General features: G+C 57.7%; 18 protein-coding genes and 1 pseudogene. 4 read left to right on the forward strand and 15 right to left on the reverse strand.

All coding sequences use genetic code 11. The annotated features are described in order from the left end of the window. Window positions 1-7: 7 nt before the first annotated feature. The 9 genes from JOE39_RS23480 to JOE39_RS23520 all read right to left on the reverse strand — a co-directional run bounded on the left by JOE39_RS23480 (window position 8) and on the right by JOE39_RS23520 (window position 9,443). Window positions 8-547, reverse strand: coding sequence for a chemotaxis protein CheW (locus tag JOE39_RS23480; protein ID WP_010415607.1), 540 nt, complete (start codon window positions 545-547; stop codon window positions 8-10). Window positions 548-583: 36 nt separating this feature from the next. Beyond that, entirely contained in the window at window positions 584-2,239 is a 1,656-nt protein-coding gene (locus JOE39_RS23485; RefSeq protein ID WP_024663924.1) for a methyl-accepting chemotaxis protein, read from the reverse strand. Between the two features lie 29 nt (window positions 2,240-2,268). Continuing rightward, window positions 2,269-4,380: a chemotaxis protein CheA gene (locus JOE39_RS23490; protein ID WP_210078214.1), complete on the reverse strand. Its 2,112-nt coding sequence runs from the start codon at window positions 4,378-4,380 to the stop codon at window positions 2,269-2,271. Window positions 4,381-4,426: 46 nt separating this feature from the next. After that, entirely contained in the window at window positions 4,427-4,717 is a 291-nt protein-coding gene (locus tag JOE39_RS23495) for an STAS domain-containing protein (protein ID WP_003347075.1), read from the reverse strand. Between the two features lie 23 nt (window positions 4,718-4,740). After that, on the reverse strand, window positions 4,741-5,109 hold the full coding sequence (locus JOE39_RS23500; protein WP_002553206.1) for a response regulator: 369 nt from the start codon (window positions 5,107-5,109) through the stop codon (window positions 4,741-4,743). A gap of 9 nt (window positions 5,110-5,118) precedes the next feature. After that, window positions 5,119-6,333: a methyl-accepting chemotaxis protein gene (locus JOE39_RS23505; protein WP_057445044.1), complete on the reverse strand. Its 1,215-nt coding sequence runs from the start codon at window positions 6,331-6,333 to the stop codon at window positions 5,119-5,121. A gap of 435 nt (window positions 6,334-6,768) precedes the next feature. Continuing rightward, the gene (locus tag JOE39_RS23510; protein WP_003392712.1) at window positions 6,769-8,067 is read right to left on the reverse strand and encodes an NAD(P)/FAD-dependent oxidoreductase; all 1,299 of its coding nucleotides are present in this window, start codon (window positions 8,065-8,067) and stop codon (window positions 6,769-6,771) included. 216 nt (window positions 8,068-8,283) lie between these two features. Next, on the reverse strand, window positions 8,284-8,817 hold the full coding sequence (locus JOE39_RS23515) for an MOSC domain-containing protein (RefSeq protein ID WP_003317783.1): 534 nt from the start codon (window positions 8,815-8,817) through the stop codon (window positions 8,284-8,286). Then, a complete protein-coding gene (locus tag JOE39_RS23520; RefSeq protein ID WP_003392710.1) occupies window positions 8,814-9,443 on the reverse strand; it encodes a DUF1780 domain-containing protein in 630 nt (209 codons plus the stop codon). Before JOE39_RS23520 ends, JOE39_RS23515 begins: the two co-directional genes overlap by 4 nt. Window positions 9,444-9,569: 126 nt before the next feature. Between JOE39_RS23520 and JOE39_RS23525 the strand changes: the two genes are divergently transcribed. Then, window positions 9,570-10,031, forward strand: coding sequence for a hypothetical protein (locus tag JOE39_RS23525; protein WP_057445046.1), 462 nt, complete (start codon window positions 9,570-9,572; stop codon window positions 10,029-10,031). Between the two features lie 126 nt (window positions 10,032-10,157). On the opposite strand, the gene yacG is transcribed toward JOE39_RS23525, so the two are convergent. From yacG to pilB, 5 genes are read right to left on the reverse strand one after another with little or no spacing between them, the layout of a single operon-like run. Then, entirely contained in the window at window positions 10,158-10,367 is a 210-nt protein-coding gene (gene yacG / locus JOE39_RS23530) for a DNA gyrase inhibitor YacG (RefSeq protein WP_002552020.1), read from the reverse strand. Further along, on the reverse strand, window positions 10,364-10,987 hold the full coding sequence (gene coaE / locus JOE39_RS23535) for a dephospho-CoA kinase (protein WP_074909035.1): 624 nt from the start codon (window positions 10,985-10,987) through the stop codon (window positions 10,364-10,366). The genes yacG and coaE overlap by 4 nt, the downstream gene beginning before the upstream one ends. Continuing rightward, window positions 10,984-11,856, reverse strand: a complete 873-nt coding sequence (locus tag JOE39_RS23540; RefSeq protein WP_057445037.1) for an A24 family peptidase — start codon at window positions 11,854-11,856, stop codon at window positions 10,984-10,986. The genes coaE and JOE39_RS23540 overlap by 4 nt, the downstream gene beginning before the upstream one ends. Before the next feature lies 1 nt (window position 11,857). Beyond that, window positions 11,858-13,075, reverse strand: a complete 1,218-nt coding sequence (locus tag JOE39_RS23545; RefSeq protein ID WP_024648206.1) for a type II secretion system F family protein — start codon at window positions 13,073-13,075, stop codon at window positions 11,858-11,860. 2 nt (window positions 13,076-13,077) lie between these two features. Continuing rightward, window positions 13,078-14,772, reverse strand: coding sequence for a type IV-A pilus assembly ATPase PilB (gene pilB / locus JOE39_RS23550; protein ID WP_024648205.1), 1,695 nt, complete (start codon window positions 14,770-14,772; stop codon window positions 13,078-13,080). Window positions 14,773-14,997: 225 nt separating this feature from the next. On the opposite strand from pilB, the gene JOE39_RS23555 reads away from it, so the two are divergent. Further along, window positions 14,998-15,423, forward strand: a complete 426-nt coding sequence (locus tag JOE39_RS23555) for a pilin (protein ID WP_003392698.1) — start codon at window positions 14,998-15,000, stop codon at window positions 15,421-15,423. A gap of 139 nt (window positions 15,424-15,562) precedes the next feature. Next, window positions 15,563-15,734, forward strand: a pseudogene (locus JOE39_RS26600) (DUF433 domain-containing protein); the annotation flags it as partial. Between the two features lie 47 nt (window positions 15,735-15,781). Here JOE39_RS26600 and JOE39_RS23560 read toward each other — a convergent pair. After that, the gene (locus tag JOE39_RS23560) at window positions 15,782-16,327 is read right to left on the reverse strand and encodes a DUF1523 family protein (RefSeq protein WP_003317774.1); all 546 of its coding nucleotides are present in this window, start codon (window positions 16,325-16,327) and stop codon (window positions 15,782-15,784) included. Window positions 16,328-16,446: 119 nt separating this feature from the next. On the opposite strand from JOE39_RS23560, the gene JOE39_RS23565 reads away from it, so the two are divergent. Beyond that, entirely contained in the window at window positions 16,447-17,445 is a 999-nt protein-coding gene (locus tag JOE39_RS23565) for an ATP-grasp domain-containing protein (RefSeq protein ID WP_003392696.1), read from the forward strand. The last annotated feature ends 45 nt before the right edge of the window (window positions 17,446-17,490 follow it).

Below are 17,490 nucleotides of genomic sequence, written 5' to 3' on the forward strand. Positions count from 1 at the left end.
GCAGACCTCACGTCGCGTCGACGTCGGTCGGCAGCGACTGGCTTGCCTCGGCCAGGCTGGACATTTCATCGATGGACAACACGCGGTCGACCTCAAGAACGATCACGAACTTGCCGTCGACCTTGGCCATGCCGCTGATGAAGTCGGCGCGAATTCGCGCACCGAAGTTCGGCGGCGGCTCGATCTGCGACGCCGGAATCTCCAGCACCGCCGAGACATTGTCGACCAGCAGACCGATGTCCTGCGGCTGGCCGTCCTCGCTGTTGGCCTCGATGATGATCACGCACGAGCGCCGGGTGATGGCCGAGTTCTGCCGCCCGAAACGCGCCGACAGATCAACCACCGGCACCACCGCACCGCGCAGGTTTATCACCCCGCGCACGAAGGCGGGCATCATCGGCACCACTGTCAGGCTGCCGTACTCGATGATTTCCTTGATGCCCAGAATGCCGATGGCGAACATCTCGCCACCGAGCATGAAAGTCAGGTACTGCGCCTCTTCTTCGACCGTCGCTGCGGCCTGCCGAGTCGTGACCAATGAGCCCATGTCGTTCTCCCCTGGAGTCTCTATCGAAGCCGGCAATCAGAAACGGGTAAATTCCGATTCGTCCGGTGCGCCCGCCATGCTTTGCGCAAATGCCTTGCGCGGAGCCTGTTGCGGTGGGCGCGGAGGCTGACGGTTCGGGCTGTTGCGGCTGTCGAACGTACTGCTCTGCGCCACCGCCCGTGGCGATGCGTCGAGGGTAAAGAAACTCATGGCCTGTTGCAGTTGTTCGGCCTGGCTGCTCATTTCTTCCGCAGTAGCCGCCAGTTCTTCGCTGCTCGATGCGTTTTGCTGGGTGACCTGGTTGAGCTGGGTCATGGCAGTGTTGATCTGCGCCACACCGGCTGCCTGCTCTTCCGACGCGGCACTGATTTCCTGCACAAGGTCGGAGGTCTTGTTGATCGAAGGCACCATCTCGTCCAGCAACTTGCCGGCCTTCTCGGCCATGTCCACGCTGCTCGACGACAGCTCGCCGATTTCCTGCGCGGCCACCTGGCTGCGTTCGGCCAGCTTGCGCACCTCGGCGGCCACAACCGCGAAACCCTTGCCATGTTCGCCGGCACGGGCGGCTTCGATGGCAGCGTTGAGAGCGAGCAGGTTGGTCTGGTAGGCGATGTCGTCGATGATGCTGATGCGCTGGGCGATTTTCTTCATCGCCACGACGGTCTGCTGCACCGATTCGCCGCCATCGGTGGCTTCCTTGGCGGCCTTGCTGGCCATGCCATCGGTGACTTTGGCGTTCTCAGTGTTCTGGTTGATGCTGGCGCTCATCTGCTCGACCGACGCGCTGGTCTCTTCGACACTGGCGGCCTGCTCGCTGGTGGCCTGGCTCATCGACTGCGCGGTGGCACTGACTTCTTCCGAGGCGCTGGCCAGGTTGTCGGCGGCGTTACGCACTTCGCCGATGATGTGCGACAGCTTGCCGACCATGTTGCGCATGGCGTTGAGCACCATGCCGGTCTCGTCCTTGGAACCGTGGCCGATGTGAGCGTTGAGATTGCCCTCTGCCAGCTGCTCGGCGGCCGTTGCGGCCTCTTTCAGCGGGCGGGAGATGATCCTGGCAATGAACAGCGCCAGACCCAGGCCGATCAGCAAGGCTGCAATCAGTACCACGATGATCGAGATGCGGGAGGTTTCGTACAGGCTGGTGCCTTTGTTGCCAGCGATAGTCGCGCCAGCTTCATTCAGCTCGACCATTTTTTGCAATTGAGTGGTCACTTCATCGAAATGCGTCTTGGATTCGCCCTTGAGCAACGCCCGCGCCTGAGCCTCCAGGTTTTGGCGTGACTGATCGAACAGGTCGTTGCTGACCTTCAAGTAGGCGGCCCATGACGCGCTCACACTATTGAACAACTGACGATCGTCATCACTGGAAATCAACTTGTCGTAAATGGCCAGTCGCGCTTCAAACTGCTTGCGCGCTTCTGCAGCCTCAAGCTCCATCTGAGCTTTTTCCGGGGCAGCGTCTGCGGCGATATGACGGTTTTCCTTAAGCCTGTAGTTGGCCGCGTAGAAGCGCATGCCCGCGGCCGCACGCATCGACGGCATCCAGTTTTCCTTGATATCCTGAGCGGCCTGGTTGACCTGGCCGAGCTGGAGGATGGCAAAGACTCCCATGGCCGCGGTCAACGCCAGAACCACCAGAAACGAGGTAATCAGCTTGGTGGAAATCTTCAGATCGTAGAACCATTTCATGAAGTAACTCCTTGGGAATTGCGAATCCGTCAGCGAGAAGTGGGCAACAGGGATTGAGGCGCCTGGGTCGAGCGGGCCTCCATGTTTACGATCTGGTTGAGCAGGGCGGGGATGTCGAGAATCAACGCCACCGCGCCACTGCCCAGGATCGTCGAGCCGCTGATGCCGCGCAGCGCGCCGAACAGCTTGCCCAGAGGTTTGATAACGGTTTGGAACTCGCCCAGCAGTTCATCGACCACCAGTCCGGCCTTGTGCTCGGCGTAACGCACCACCACCACGTTCTGGCGCCTGGCGGCCGGGCCTTCATGATTGAAGTGGTCGCGCAGGTAGACCAGCGGCAGCACTTCGCCACGCAGGTCCAGGTAGCCGCTGTCACGGGTCAACTGCCGGTTGTGTTCGTCCAGCTCGATGCATTCCTGCACCATGTCCAACGGGATCACGTAAGTCGACTGATCGATACCGACCAGAAAACCGTTGATGATCGCCAGCGTCAGCGGCAGGCGGATGCGCACGATGGTGCCCTGACCGGGCTGACTGTCCAGATCCACCGTGCCGCGCAGCAAGGTGATGTTGCGCTTGACCACGTCCATGCCGACACCGCGCCCCGAAAGGTTGGTGACGGCCTCGGCAGTGGAAAAACCTGGCTCGAAAATCAGGTTGTAGATCTCCTGATCGGTGAGGCTTGCGCCGGCCGCCACCAGTCCGCGTTGCTGGGCCTTGTCGAGGATGCGCTCGCGGTTGAGTCCGGCCCCGTCGTCGGCGATTTCAATGACGATGCTGCCCGAGTCATGGTACGCGTTGAGGCTCAGATGACCTTTGGCCGGTTTGCCTGCTGCGCGACGTGCTTCGGCGCTCTCGATGCCGTGGTCCATGGAATTGCGCAGCAGGTGCATGAGCGGGTCGCCGATCTTTTCGACGACGGTCTTGTCCAGTTCGGTCTCCGCGCCATTGATGATCAGGTCGATGTCCTTGCCCAGTTCCTGGCTGACATCGCGCACCACACGGCGAAAGCGATTGAAGGTGTCGCCGATGGGGATCATGCGCAGGTGCAGCGCGCCATCCAGAATCTGCTCGACCAGCCCCGATACAGTGGAACTGGCTTCCTGAAGCGGGTCGTTGTCGCACGACTTGGCCAGCAGGCTGGCACCAGCGCTGGCAATGACCAGCTCGCCGACCAGATTGATCAGCTCGTCGAGCTTGTCGGCGTTGACGCGCACATAGCGGCCATCCTTGTTTTTCTGCTCGCCGGCCGAAGAAGGGCGCTCTACAGCGGTTGCGGTTGCGGTTGCGGGCGTACGTGGCACTGCGCGCTGATCGCCCAGCAGTTCGCCGCTGGCCACCATAGGGCTGTGCTCGGGCTGCGAGACCAGTTCGGTGCCGGTGGGCTCGACAGGGTCTGGCGTCTCGTTCACCGGGGTGATTTCCACGGCGCAGTCTTCACGCACGAAATCGAAGACTTCGTTGATCGCGGCGTGCCCGGCAGCAGAGCGGAAGTCGATCTCGAAACCCAAGTGGCAGGATTCCGGGTCCCACGCCTCAACTGCGGGAATACTGTCGGTTACCGTCGTGACCTGGACCATCCGCCCCAGGGTATTGAGGTAGCGCAGGAACGACAGCGGCTCCATGCCGTTGCGAAACACATCCACGCCAAAGCGCAACGAGATATGCCAGAGCACTTCGGCTGACGGTTCATCATCGCTGACGACCGACGCGCTCGCGCTGTCAGCGGCCCCGGCGCTGGCCGGTGCCTGGAAGACCTGCAACGCCTGACGCAGCGCTGCCTCGCGCTCCAGTGCAGGTTGCTGCATCTGCTCGCCACGGCTGGCGACCACGTCGATCAACTCAAGCATGTGATCGCCGGATTTGAGCAGCACGGCGATCAGCTCGGCGTTTACCGAAACGCTGCCTTCACGCAGACGATCCAGCACGTCTTCGACGATGTGAGTAAAACTGACGATAGGCGTCAGCCCGAACAGTCCGGCCGAGCCTTTGATGGTGTGCGCTGCGCGGAAAACCGCGCCGATCGCGTCCTGGTCGCCGGGCTCGCTTTCGAGTTGCAGGAGGGATTCCTCCATGGCCTGCAAAAGCTCACGCGCTTCAACGATAAACGTCTGCTGTGCCTGATCGAGATTAATACTCACGATGACTTCCTTGATCGATCACTGGGCAGTACTGCAAATGGACGCGCTACAGCACCACACCCGGATTACATAACTCGAAGGTTTCGCTGACCGCCTTGCTTTGCCCGGTCAAATGCAGCGAAGTCCCGGTCTTGCCGGCTTCGCGCTGAATCACAGCCAGCAGTTGCAGACCGGCGCCGTCCATCTCGGTGACCTGAGAAAGGTCTACCTCCAGGCGTGCCGCAGCGCCGATCTGTGGCAATAGCCTGGCGGCCAGTTCGGTCACGGTGTAGATCGTCAACTCGCCATCTATCTGCACGCGTGCAGTGTCGGTAGCGTTTTCGTCTGGCGTGGGCATGCTGGCCTCCATGGGCCTGGGTCTCAGGGCAGGATGAGCTTGGAAACCGCTGCGAGCATTTGTGCCGGCTGAAACGGTTTGACGACCCACGCCTTGGCGCCTGCGGCCTGACCTTCAGCCTTTTTCGATTCCTGGGATTCGGTGGTCAGCATGATGATGGGCGTGAACTTGTAGCTGGCCAGCTTCTTCACTTCCTTGACGAAAGTGATGCCATCCATGTTCGGCATGTTCACGTCGCTGATGATCAGGTGCACTTTCTGCCCGGTGAGCTTGCCCAGTGCATCCTTCCCGTCACAGGCTTCGATAACGTCGTATCCGGCACTCTTCAGCGCGATACCGACGACTTGCCGGACGCTGCTTGAATCGTCGACCACCAATACACTCTTAGCCATGATTTACTCCTAGAAAAACGTGATTTCCTGCGAATCCTGCTGTGCTGCCGATTCACCTCGGTGAGTGCGACGTTGCTCGTCGGTCGCGTAGGTGGACTCCATGCGCGCCAGCCATTGCCGGGCGTCGATGGCGACCGCCTCATCAGGGGATTGGCTGGCCTGCAGAAGGTGCGCGTGCAGCGAGTCGATGTTGTCGCGTACGTGGGCGAGAATCTGGCTGACCCGGTCCTGAAACTGCAGGTTCACCAGAACCTCGGTCATTTCGTCGCGAATCCCGTAGCTCTCCTGCTTGAGCAGGTCGGCGGACTCGGCCAGGCGACCGGTGATGCTCTGGAAGCGCTCCAGTACGTTCTGAATGCTTTGTTCGGAAGCGGCCACCGAATGGCTGTCCTGATCGGCGCCGCTCGATGCGGCCTGCACCAGCTGGGTGATGGCGTTGTTGATGATGTCGACCTTGGCGGACATCTGCTGACCGGTTTCGCTGGACTTGCTCGACAGGCTGCGCACCGCATCGGCCACTACGGCAAAGCCACGGCCCGCCTCACCGGCGCGCGCCGCTTCGATGGCCGCGTTGAGGGCCAGCAGGTTGGTCTGTGCGGCAATCGCTGCAACGTCGGCGGCCATGGTGCGCAATTCGCCGGTGTAGGCGGTGAGGCTGCGAACCTGGGAGAGCGTCTGGTCGCGGCTGGCCTGAGTGGATTTGAGCGAGTCGATTACCTGGCTCAGCTCGCTGTCACTCTGCGACAACACTTTCAGCGCACCATCGGCGTTCTGACCGTCCAGTTCACCGGCAGCGTGTTGCGACGCTTGTACGGTTTCCTGCAGGCGCTCGGAAATGCCCATGAAACGCGTGCTCAGCTCGACAATCGCGGTTTCGGTCTGCTGGCGCGAGCTTTCGACCTGCTTGGCCCAGATCGGCATGGCACCTAGGAGGATCTCATTGAACTGGGCGTTGGACGCCATGGCGCTGCTTTGTGCGCTATGCGCCTGGTGAAGATCCAGCGCCTGAGCCACTGCGCGGCGCACTTCGATCTGCTGTGAACGTGCAGCCCAGGCACACGCGCCTAGACCGATCGCCAGCAGTACAGCGCAAGCCACCAGATTGGCCGTACCTGTGCCGAACTGCGTGAGAATCCAGGCAATGGCGGGTATGACGGGAATGAGTGAGAACCAGATGAAACGCGGATGATTTTGTGCAGGAGTACTACTGTATTGATTCGACATCATGGGTTCGATCCCTGAACAGTGCAGCGTTGTACACGACTCAATGGTTATCTGCGCGCCGCAGACAAACTTGATAACAGTACGAGAGCCTTCCGTCCGATTGCTTGGCGCACAACCCGATCCTGTTAAAAATAGCGGGTATTCGGGGCACCGCAAGTCGGCGCCGCAAACGCGTTGGCAGAACAGCCGGATTCACTTGGGAGAGGACGCAGAGCGTCCGGAACGGCATGCGACGCAGAGCGCCGCACGATAGTGGGGTGATCGTTCCTCAGGCTCCAGCGTGGGAATGCGTTTCACGATGCTCTGCGTCGCAAGTTCTGCGCTGCACAGGTGAATTCAAGAAGGGACGCAGAAGCGTCTCAGGCTGCATGCCAATGCAGGGCATTGGCATGAGAGTCGGTGGGGGCCGGTGTATGACGATGAGTCTTGCGTGCCTTAGTGCAGCTTCATCCGCGGTTCGGTGCCTTTGCCGATCTTGCTGCCCAGCATCAGCATCAGGGTGCGGAAGGTGCCGTACAGCGCCATCTGGTGCATGCGATACAGCGACACATAGAACATCCGCGCCAGCCAGCCTTCAAGCATCACGCTGCCCATCAGGTTACCCATCAGATTGCCGACGGCCGAGAAGCTCGACAGCGAGATCAGCGAGCCGTAGTCCTTGTAGGTGTACTCAGGCAACGTCTTGCCTTCGATCCGCAAGCGCAGCGATTTGACCAGCAAGGATGCCTGCTGGTGGGCGGCCTGAGCGCGCGGCGGGACGTTGCGGTCGGTGCCTTTTTGCGGGCAGGCCGCGCAGTCACCGAAGGCGAAGATATTTTCGTCACGAGTAGTTTGCAGTGTCGGCAGCACTTGCAACTGGTTGATCCGGTTGCTTTCCAGCCCATCCAGTTCATGCAGGAAGGCCGGGGCACGAATACCTGCCGCCCAGACCTTCAGGCTGGCCGGGATGACCTGCCCGGTAGCGGTGATCAAGCCATCAGCCGTCACCTCACTGACTGCTGCATTGGTCAGCACCGTCACACCGAGTTTTTCCAGCGTCTTGTGCACCGGCGCGCCGATGCGCTCAGGCAGCGCGGGCAACACCCGTGGGCCGGCTTCGATCACCGTGATGCGCAGGTTTTCCGGCTTGATCTGACCCAGCCCGTAAGCCGCCAGCTCATGCGCCGCGTTGTGCAGCTCTGCTGCCAGCTCGACACCGGTTGCACCGGCACCCACGATGGCCACGGTGATTTCCTGCGCGCTGTCGGCCTGACCGGCGTGGGCGCGCAGGTAGTGGTTGAGCAGTTGCTGGTGAAAGCGCTCGGCCTGCTTGCGGCTGTCGAGAAACAGGCAGTGCTCTGCCGCGCCCTTGGTGCCGAAGTCGTTGGTGGTGCTGCCCACGGCGATGACCAGCGAGTCGTAACCCAGGCTGCGTGCCGGAACCAGTTCTGCGCCGTTTTCATCCAGCGTCTCGGCCAGATGAATCTGGCGGCTGGCGCGGTCCAGACCGGTCATGCGCCCGAGTTGAAACTGAAAGTTGTTCCACTTGGCCTGAGCCACGTAGTTCAGCTCGTCCTCATACGAGTTGAGCGAACCGGCAGCCACTTCGTGCAACAGCGGCTTCCAGATATGCGTCAGGTTGGCATCAACCAGCGTGACACTGGCCGTGCCTTTCTTGCCCAGGGTCTTGCCCAGACTGGTAGCCAGCTCCAGACCGCCAGCGCCTCCGCCAACGATAACAATACGATGCGTCATAAGGATTACTCGGAAGGTTTAAGGAATTCGGGGGGAGCTCGATCTTCGCGAGCGCAAGGCAGCTCATAGCGTCAGAAGGCTCAATAATGGGTTCGTCACGACACTGTCCGGGTCAGGAGCGGTCTGCGCTCGACTGGATGCCGGTGTGCCTGAAGGTACTCTTCGACACACCTTTGCGGTCCCGGGTTCAGGTGTCTGCTCAATTTATCCGTTGTCTCAGGCGTGCTGTCGGGCAGGGGGCCACGGATCGGTGATTTCCAGCGGCTCGACCTGCAGCGTATCGTCCAGGCGGATGATTCCGCTTTGTAACACTCGCGCGGTGATTCCACCATGCCCGCGCACCGCCTGGAACGTCCCGTGACCAAGGCGTTGTTCAAGTCGCGCACAAGGCTGACACCAGCCGGTGGTTTCGAAAATCGCCTGACCGATCCGAAAGCGTCGATTCTTCAGGCTGAACAGGTTGATGCCACTGATCACCAGATTGCGCCGCAAATCCTGCGGCACGATGGGGTTATCCGCCGCGCGGTTCAGCAACGAGCCAACCACCGCCAGATGCTCCCACTGGATCAACGTCACCTGCCGCGCATTGCGCGGGCCAGGCCGCGAGTGATCGCCGGTCAGACCTGCTTCACGACGTGCTTCCACGGCATCCAGCTCGATCATTTCGACCCGCGATTGCGGACGCACGCCTATCCAGCGCACACGACCTTGTTGCGGCACATCGGCCAGCAGTTCCTGCAAGGGGCTCATAAACTGATTCCAACATCGAAAACGACACTGCGCCCCAGATTGGTACGCAGAAAATCCGGAGCGCCGGGATGCGCGAACAATACCCGAGCGAAGGTCGGCCCCACCAGCGACAACGAACGCCAGCCCTGACGCAGGTACTCGGTCGGTGGTGGAAAGTGGCTGTTGAGGTCCAGCACCTCGCGCTTGAGGCTGGCGAAGGCAATGATATCCAGCCCGCCCAGATCAATGCCGCGTTCGCGATAGTTGGTGGATTTCTTACGCAGGGTAGGGGCGAGTCGGTGCAGCAGTTCAGAGGCCGGAATCCGCTTAGGCTTGGCCTCCCGACGTACCAGTTGGCTCAACGAGAACGCGCTTCGTCGTCGCGCCAGCTCCTCGCGCCACTCGTCATTGAGACGCCGCCCCTCATCCAGCACGAAAAACACCTCGAAGCGCCCGTCACGAAACAGCACATCCGGCGGCTCCTGACTGGCAGGCATGAAGTCCTCATTACGATGCGTAATGTTCAGCCCCTGCAACAGGCGCTGACAAACCCAGCGCTCACGCTCCCACTTCCGCGCATTGGAAAGAAAGGCGTTGGCTTGTTCGGCCTGGATCGTCAACAGGCGCAGGTAGTCTGAGTCATCCATAGGGCCAAGCTTAGCGTTCAAGTTGCCATGACTGGAAGAGTGAATGCAGGGGTGTAGACTGGCAATTCATTTTTTGATCGCTTGCCATAAATGTTCGCAGGCGCCGTTTTTATCGAGAATCGACCTGTGAAGCTTCTGCCCATCCTGCTGCTGGCCTTGCTGCCCCTCACCGCCAACGCCCTGCAAGTCGGTGAGCGTCTATCTTCCTGGACACTGCTCGATCAATACGATCAACCCTACACCTTGAACAACCAGACACAAACCCTGCTGGTCGCACGCAGCATGGACGCCGCCAAGCTGGTGAATGCCGCCCTTCAGGACAAGCCAAAAGGCTTTCTGGAATCACGCCACACGGTGTTTGTCGCTGACATCCAGAAAATGCCAACCATCATCGCCAACATGTTCGCCATCCCCAAAATGCGTGACTACAGCTATCGCGTGATGCTCGATCGAGAGGCGCGCATCGTGCCGCAGTACGCAGGCGATGACGATAAGGTGCTGTGGTTACAGTTGCGCGACGGGCAGTTGGTCAGTCAGCAGCAGTTTGGCAGTGCTGATGCATTGAGGGCTGCGTTGGACCGTAAATGATCGAGAGACATGAGCGTCGTGGGAGCGAGCTTGCTCGCGAAAGGGCCATCACAGGCGTCCTGAGATGCGACTGAAAGATAGCCCTCGTAGTTGCGTATAAGCGAGTTGCTTCGCATCGACTTGTTATCAATGCCCCCTGTGCGGAGCCTCCAGATCACCCGAGAACAACTCGTCCTCAGCATCCGGGCTCACCGGAATCGCATGCTCTTCAGAAGCCCAGGCTCCCAGGTCGATCAGTTTGCAGCGCTCGGAGCAGAACGGGCGGCTCGGACTGGCTGCGCTCCATTCCACCGGGGCGTCGCAGGTTGGGCATTGAACGGTCATTGGTTGGCTCATGATTGGCCTCCACGCAAAGTAAGGTAAAAGTGGTGCAGCCGCTCGACTTCGCTGCTGAGCCAGGCGTGATCGCGGTCGTTGACCAGCACATCGTTGGCATGACGCAGGCGGTCTTCACGCTGGATCTGCACCTTGAGAATGGCTTCGACCTGCTCCTGGCTGGAGCTGTCGCGCAGCATGGTGCGTTCTATCTGGAGGTGCGCCGGAGCATCGATCACCAGCAGCCTCTGAACCATGCGGTATTGCCCGGACTCGACCAGCAATGGCGAGACCAAAATGGCATACGGCGATTTGGCCTTGGCCAGATGGCTGACGATTTCCTGATTGATCAGCGGATGCAGCAGCGCTTCCAGCCAGCGCCGCTGCTCGGGGTTTTCGAAGATCAGCTTGCGCAGCGCGCCTCGATTCAGCTCGCCGCTGGTCTGCAACACGCCTGTACCGAAGTGCGCCGCTATCTGCTCCAGCGCCGGGCGCCCGGGCTCTACTACCCAGCGGGCGGCATGGTCGGCATCCACAGTGTCGACGCCAAGGTCGCTAAAACACTTTGCCGCTGCACTTTTACCGCTACCGATGCCGCCAGTCAGGCCAAGAATCCAGGGTTTTTCATCAGGGTGAGTCATCTGAAACCGGCAAACTGCATGTAAGAGTCGGTTATTTGACCACCCCAGAGCAAAGCGATCCACCCCGCAATGGCCAGATAAGGACCAAAGGGAATCGGCGTACCGCTTTCGACCCTGCGCACACGCATCATGATCACCCCAAGCACCGCGCCCACCAGCGACGATAACAGGATGGTCAACGGCAAAATCTGCCAGCCGCCCCACGCGCCCAGCATGGCCAGCAACTTGAAGTCGCCATAACCCATGCCTTCCTTGCCGGTCACCAGCTTGAACAGCCAGAACACCGACCACAGCGCTAGATAGCCGGCCACCGCTCCCCATAGCGCATTATTCAGCGAGGTAAACAGCCCGAAAGCGTTGACGATCAGGCCCAGCCACAGCAGTGGCAGCACCAGAGAATCAGGCAACAGCTGGTGATCAGCATCAATCAGACTCATCGCCAGCAGCCCCCAGCTCAAAACCAGCATCGCCGCCGCCTGCCAGCCAAAGCCGAAATGCCAGGCCACGTAGGCTGATAGCACTGCGCAGGTCAGCTCGACCAGCGGGTAGCGTTTGCTGATCGGCGCTTTGCACTGCGAGCATTTGCCACGCAGCAGCAGATAGCTGATCACCGGCAGGTTTTCCCACGGGCGGATTTTGTGCGCGCAATGCGGGCAGCTGGAACGGGGGCGGTTCAGGTTGAAGACGGGCTGATCGGGTTCGGCGGGCAGGCCGAGCAGTTCTCGGGATTGGGCTTTCCAGTCGCGCTCCATCATTATCGGGAGGCGGTAGACGACCACGTTGAGGAAGCTTCCGATGATCAGGCCGAGAATGCAGCAGGTGGTGACGAAGGCCAGGGGGGAGCTGGCCAGTAGGTCGAGTAGGGGCATATTAGACTGCGTTTCCTAATTTAAAAATCGGTAAGTACATAGCAATTACTAAACCTCCTACAACCACGCCTAGGATTGCCATTATCATAGGCTCCATGAGACTGGTCAGGCTATCTACCATGTTATCTACCTCATCCTCGTAATAGGTCGCAACTTTATCGAGCATACTGTCAAGTGCGCCGGACTCCTCACCTATAGCAGTCATCTGAATTGCTAAGCTAGGAAAAACCCCGGTGGAGCGCATTGAGAAGTTAAGCTGCATACCGGTCGAGACGTCCTGCTTGACCTTGTTGACTGCGTTCTTGAATATGACATTGCCGGTCGCTCCTGCGACTGAATCCAACGCCTCTACCAACGGGACGCCAGCTGCAAACGTCGTCGCTAGTGTGCGTGCGTAGCGGGCTACTGAAGATTTAAAAATTAGCGGTCCTATAATCGGCACTTTTAATAAAAAACGATCCAGACTGTCGCGAAATTTTTGAGACTTTTTATACGATTTTTTGAACATAAATATCGAAGCAAAAAAAATCCCGATGATCGCTAGCCACCACTCCTGTACGAAAACGGATAGTCCAATAACCATCAAAGTAAAGGTCGGCAGCTCTGCTCCGAATCCAGCGAACACTGATTGAAATTGTGGTACAACTTTGATAAGCAGAATTCCTGAAACTATAACTGCTACTATTAATACTGCAGCGGGATAGGTCATAGCCTTTTTGATTTTTGCCTTGAGCTTTTCGGTCTTCTCTTTGTAGCTCGCAACTCGGTCCAGCAAACTCTCAAGTGCGCCGGCTTGCTCACCAGCATCCACAAGATTGCAAAAGAGGTCGTCGAAATATTCGGGCTTTTGCCGCAAAGCCGTCGCAAAGCTGTTACCTGCTGAAACTTCCTGCTTCAGAGAGTTTACCAATGTTCGCATGTTCGGGTTTTCTGCACCCTCGCTGATTATGTCGAACGACTGCAGCAATGGTACGCCAGCCTTCATCATCGTTGCCATCTGCCGAGAAAAAAACGCGATGTCCAATGGCTTGATTTTTTTACCTTTACCGAATATCGACGCAGACTTTTTACGCACCTTGGTAGGGTTGATGCCTTGCTTGCGTAACTGGGCCTTTACGAGCGCCAGATTATGGCCGCTCAGTTCGCCGCTGGTTTTAGTGCCTTTCTTGTCAACACCTTCCCAAGTGTAAACGATGACTTTGACTGCCTTGCTGGCCATGCTTAATCCTTGGTCACGCGGTTGACTTCTTCAAGACTGGTTATGCCCTGCATGGCCTTTGACAGTCCGGAGGTACGCAGGTCATTGAAGCCGTCCTTGCGCATCTGTCTGGAGATCTCCAGTGAGTTGCCTTCTTCCATGATGATGCGCTCCAGCTCCGGTGTTTTTTTGACCACTTCGTAAATACCGACCCTGCCTCTGTAGCCCCCATTGCAGTGCTCACAGCCCACCGGTCCAAAGATCTTGAAGGTGCCGATTTTAGCTTCTGGAAAACCTTCCTGAATCAGTGTGTCGCGAGGGATATCCAGTTCTTTCTTGCAATGGCTACACAGCTTCCGCGCAAGTCGTTGCGCAATAATCAGGTTGATCGCTGTTGCAATATTGAATGCTGCAACGCCCATATGGTGCAGGCGAGTCAATGTTTCCGCCGCGCTGTTGGTGTGCAGTGTGGAAAGCACCATATGGCCAGTCTGCGAAGCTTTGATGGCGATTTCGGCAGTTTCCAGGTCTCGTATCTCGCCGACCATGATCACGTCGGGATCTTGACGCAAAAATGCGCGCAAGGCTTGGGAAAAGTCCAGTCCCTGGCGCGGGTTGACGTTGACTTGATTGATGCCTTCCAGGTTGATCTCTACCGGGTCTTCAGCTGTGGAAATGTTGATATCCACGGTATTAAGGATATTCAGGCCGGTATACAGGGACACGGTCTTGCCGGAGCCTGTCGGGCCGGTTACAAGAATCATACCTTGCGGCTGCTTCAGCGCCTCCAGATACAAAGCCTTTTGTTCTGGCTCATAGCCCAGCGCATCGATACCCATCTGAGCGCTGGTCGGGTCGAGGATCCGCATCACGATCTTTTCGCCCCACAGTGTGGGCAAGGTATTCATACGAAAATCGATGGCCTTTGTTTTGGACACCCGCAACTTGACCCTTCCGTCCTGCGGTTTGCGTCGTTCCGAGATATCCAGGCTGGCCATCACTTTCAAGCGCGCGGCGATACGGTTCGCCAAATGAATTGGTGGTCTAGCGACTTCATGCAAGATGCCGTCGGTACGCAACCGCACGCGGAAGATCTTTTCGTAAGGCTCAAAGTGCAGGTCGGACGATCCTAACCGAATAGCGTCCATCAACATTTTGTTGACGAATCGCACCACCGGGGCATCGTCTGCGTCATTCTGCGTAGCGAGGGAAGTTTCCTTGCCATCAGCCGGTTCGATATCCAGACCAAGATCGACATCTTCCAGATTGCCCAGACCGCTATCATTGTCAAAGAACCGATCTATCGCGGTCGTCAGCTTGTCATCTTCGACCAGAATCGCTTCGGTGTTCAGACCTGTGCTGAACTGAATATCAGTCACCGCCTGATGATTCGTAGGGTCCGAAATCCCTATAAACAGTTTATTGCCGCGTCGCCACAGCGGCAGCGCGTGATGTTGTCGAACCAGCTTTTCACTCACCAGGCCTTTAGGCTGGCTTTCTTTGTCCAGGCTGGCTAGGTCCATGAAGGGGACGCCAAACTGATCGGAAGCCATTTCTGCCAGCGTCAGGCTTTTGACTAGTCCGTTCTGAACCAAATAGCTCACTAACGAAATTTTGTCACGACGCGCCTGTTGATACGCTTGCAGCGCAACAGGTTCAGTAAGCAGCTCGGCTAAGACCAATTGTTTGGCCAAGCCAGTGAGAACAGCATCAGTCATAAAACCACCGGACACAGACAGTCTGAGGGTTTATAGCGCAGTCAGGCTTTGCTGCCAAATGGCAACGACGTGTGTGACGAAAATTGTCAGTTTCTGAAAATTTCTGGACAGTGGAACAAACATTTTCTTCGATGCAAGAGGGAAATTCTCGGCTGGCTACATTTTGGCATGAGGTGTGCTTGGACCTCATCAAGGCACCCAAATTGACGCCTCGGAGAAATAGATATGAGATCACAAAAAGGTTTTACCCTTATTGAATTGATGATTGTTGTTGCAATCGTCGGTATCTTGGCGGCGGTCGCACTGCCTGCATATCAGGATTATACGGTTCGAGCCCAAGTGGCTGAGCTGATCGGTCTGACTGATGGTGCTAAGGTCGCAGTTACTGAAAATTATCAATCAACAGGTGCATTTCCTGCTTCTAACCAAGCTGCTGGCTATGGCGGAGCAACTGGTCGCTATACGACTTCTGTAGTGATTGGTGCTAATGGATTGATTACCGCTACAGCTGATGCTGTAAACTCGAACCCTGCAATTCGTGGTCAGACCATTACGCTAGCTCCGGCTGTGGCAGCCGCAGGTAATAATGTCGTTACATGGACATGCGGCGGTACTATTGACCAGCGTTTCCGTCCGACGAGCTGCCGATAAGTATCTATTTTGTGATATTTAAAATCTTTTTTAATCGGGTTGCTAATTTGATTTTCCCTGATAAAAAAGAATTTAGATTATAGATCAAAATGTCCCGACCTTTTTGGTCGGGATACCTTTTCAAAAAACTGTTTACTGAGTTGTTTTGGATCAGGCAAGGAATTTTGGCAACAACGGGAATCGACACAGCAACGATCTATCATTCTTATCTAGCTGAAGGCCAGAACGCGAAGCGTGTGGCTTTAATCTATGAGATTGCGCCTGTCGCAGTGAAAGCGGCTGTTACCTATGAGCGTAGCCACGCAGCTTAAGATACGTGGCCAGGCAGTTACTGACTGCTCAGGTCAGGGATTGGCTTCTACCTAACCACCCCATCAACCCGCGCCCGCCCTTTAAACCTCCTCCTAACCCCAACCACAACCATCACCACCAGCAACCCCACCACCACAAAAAAGATCGTGTTAAAAATCGGAAACGGCTGATCGCGACTCGTCACCGCTTCAACCTCTGTCACGTTGGGAAACATCGACAGGATGGTTATCCTCCAGCCGTAGTAACGGATCAGCGCCAGTTGCTGGGAGTCACGCGAGTAGCCCTGGGCTTTGGCCTGAATGTCGGCGGAGTCGAATTTGAAGTACCACGGGAAGCTCCAGCCGGTGTCTTCGTTGCGGTAGACCACGACTTTCTTGCTGTCCGGGTCTTCGGTGTTGATGAAGTACACGTCGCGGGTCGGGCCGTCTGCCGGGTTTTCGGCGTTGATGACGCCGTCGGCGTCCATTCTTTTGACTTCCACGCCGGTGATCATCACGACATCATGGCGCGGCAGGACGTAGTAGAGGCTTAATGCGCCGATCCCCAGTGCAACGAATACCACAAGCCAAATCGACCTTCTCAGCCACTTCATACCAGCGTCCTCTGTTTAAAATTGCGTGACTTTGCCCTAATCCGAACATTTCGAAGCAAAACAGTTATTACAAAATTCGACAAGGCCGTTGCTGACGGCGTTGTCTCCCGGAGATTGACATGATTTGGTTCCTTGAAGGGCAATCCAGCCAGCGTGAAGTGATCATGGGCGCGCGCGATGCGCTGCCTGTGTCGGTGCAGATCATCGCTTCGCATCGCCAGCAGCGTTCCGAAATCACCGGGCAGGCCGATGTGGCGCTGCAAGAGCCGGTCGATAACGAAGAGCGTATCGACTGGGTGCTGCAGACTGCTCGCTCGCTGGGCGTCAAGATTATTGTCGCCGGCCGGATAGGCAGCTTTTACGAAGCGCAGCGTGCGCGTTTTGTCGCTGAAGGGTTGGACCTCGTTACCGGCGGAACGTCCCTGCAGACCTTCATGGATGTCGATGACAAGAGTCGTTTCACGGCAGCGGCCGAGGCGGCGGGGCTGGCGTGTATTCCGGGGATTGCCGTCAGCAATGCCGAGGAGTTGCAGGCGGCTTACGATGCGCTGGCGGTGTCTGGCGAGGTGTGCATCAAGCCGGTGGTCGGGATTTACGGCCGCGGCTTCTGGCGCTTCAAGACCGACGTTGACGATTTTCGTTGTTTCGCCAACCCCGATGCGCGTGAGACGACCTTTCAGGCGTACCTTGATGCTTATCGTCAGGCTGATGATGTTCCCGCCATGCTGCTCATGCCGTACATGCCGGGCAGTGAGTGTTCGGTGGACATGGTCTGCGAGCACGGCAAGGCGGTTGCCTTCGTCGGGCGGCGCAAGGTTGGGCTCAATCAGACCTTCGAGCGTGACAGCGAAGCGGTAAAACTGGCAGTCCGCGCGGCGGAGCATTTTGCCTGCGACGGGCTGATCAATGTGCAGACCCGCGACGACGCGGATGGCAAGCCGCGCTTGCTGGAGATCAACCCGCGTTATTCAGGCGGCATTGGCTACACCCGTGAAACCGGCATCAACCTGCCGGGTATTTTCGCGGCACGGCGTCTCGGCTTGAAAGAACCGGAAACACATTGGCTCGAAGATATCCGCGTCAAGGCCATCACGGTCGCTGTACGGGCCTCGGTTTGATCGTGATAATAGATTTTTGCTATCACTAATCGCTCTTATCAGGGA

It is taken from the genome of Pseudomonas sp. PvP100, from assembly GCF_017833055.1.
Lineage (GTDB): Bacteria > Pseudomonadota > Gammaproteobacteria > Pseudomonadales > Pseudomonadaceae > Aquipseudomonas > Aquipseudomonas syringae.

What these genes read in the sequence shown, in the direction of transcription:
- JOE39_RS23510 (WP_003392712.1), bottom strand. Translation starts at nt 8,067, where the DNA reads ATGACGCATCGTATTGTTATCGTTGGCGGAGGCGCTGGCGGTCTGGAG.
- JOE39_RS23520 (WP_003392710.1), bottom strand. Translation starts at nt 9,443, where the DNA reads ATGGATGACTCAGACTACCTGCGCCTGTTGACGATCCAGGCCGAACAA.
- JOE39_RS23485 (WP_024663924.1), bottom strand. Translation starts at nt 2,239, where the DNA reads ATGAAATGGTTCTACGATCTGAAGATTTCCACCAAGCTGATTACCTCG.
- JOE39_RS23495 (WP_003347075.1), bottom strand. Translation starts at nt 4,717, where the DNA reads ATGCCCACGCCAGACGAAAACGCTACCGACACTGCACGCGTGCAGATA.
- JOE39_RS23540 (WP_057445037.1), bottom strand. Translation starts at nt 11,856, where the DNA reads ATGCCCCTACTCGACCTACTGGCCAGCTCCCCCCTGGCCTTCGTCACC.
- JOE39_RS23505 (WP_057445044.1), bottom strand. Translation starts at nt 6,333, where the DNA reads ATGTCGAATCAATACAGTAGTACTCCTGCACAAAATCATCCGCGTTTC.
- coaE (WP_074909035.1), bottom strand. Translation starts at nt 10,987, where the DNA reads ATGACTCACCCTGATGAAAAACCCTGGATTCTTGGCCTGACTGGCGGC.
- JOE39_RS23515 (WP_003317783.1), bottom strand. Translation starts at nt 8,817, where the DNA reads ATGAGCCCCTTGCAGGAACTGCTGGCCGATGTGCCGCAACAAGGTCGT.
- yacG (WP_002552020.1), bottom strand. Translation starts at nt 10,367, where the DNA reads ATGAGCCAACCAATGACCGTTCAATGCCCAACCTGCGACGCCCCGGTG.
- JOE39_RS23560 (WP_003317774.1), bottom strand. Translation starts at nt 16,327, where the DNA reads ATGAAGTGGCTGAGAAGGTCGATTTGGCTTGTGGTATTCGTTGCACTG.
- JOE39_RS23500 (WP_002553206.1), bottom strand. Translation starts at nt 5,109, where the DNA reads ATGGCTAAGAGTGTATTGGTGGTCGACGATTCAAGCAGCGTCCGGCAA.
- JOE39_RS23545 (WP_024648206.1), bottom strand. Translation starts at nt 13,075, where the DNA reads ATGGCCAGCAAGGCAGTCAAAGTCATCGTTTACACTTGGGAAGGTGTT.
- JOE39_RS23555 (WP_003392698.1), top strand. Translation starts at nt 14,998, where the DNA reads ATGAGATCACAAAAAGGTTTTACCCTTATTGAATTGATGATTGTTGTT.
- pilB (WP_024648205.1), bottom strand. Translation starts at nt 14,772, where the DNA reads ATGACTGATGCTGTTCTCACTGGCTTGGCCAAACAATTGGTCTTAGCC.
- JOE39_RS23565 (WP_003392696.1), top strand. Translation starts at nt 16,447, where the DNA reads ATGATTTGGTTCCTTGAAGGGCAATCCAGCCAGCGTGAAGTGATCATG.
- JOE39_RS23480 (WP_010415607.1), bottom strand. Translation starts at nt 547, where the DNA reads ATGGGCTCATTGGTCACGACTCGGCAGGCCGCAGCGACGGTCGAAGAA.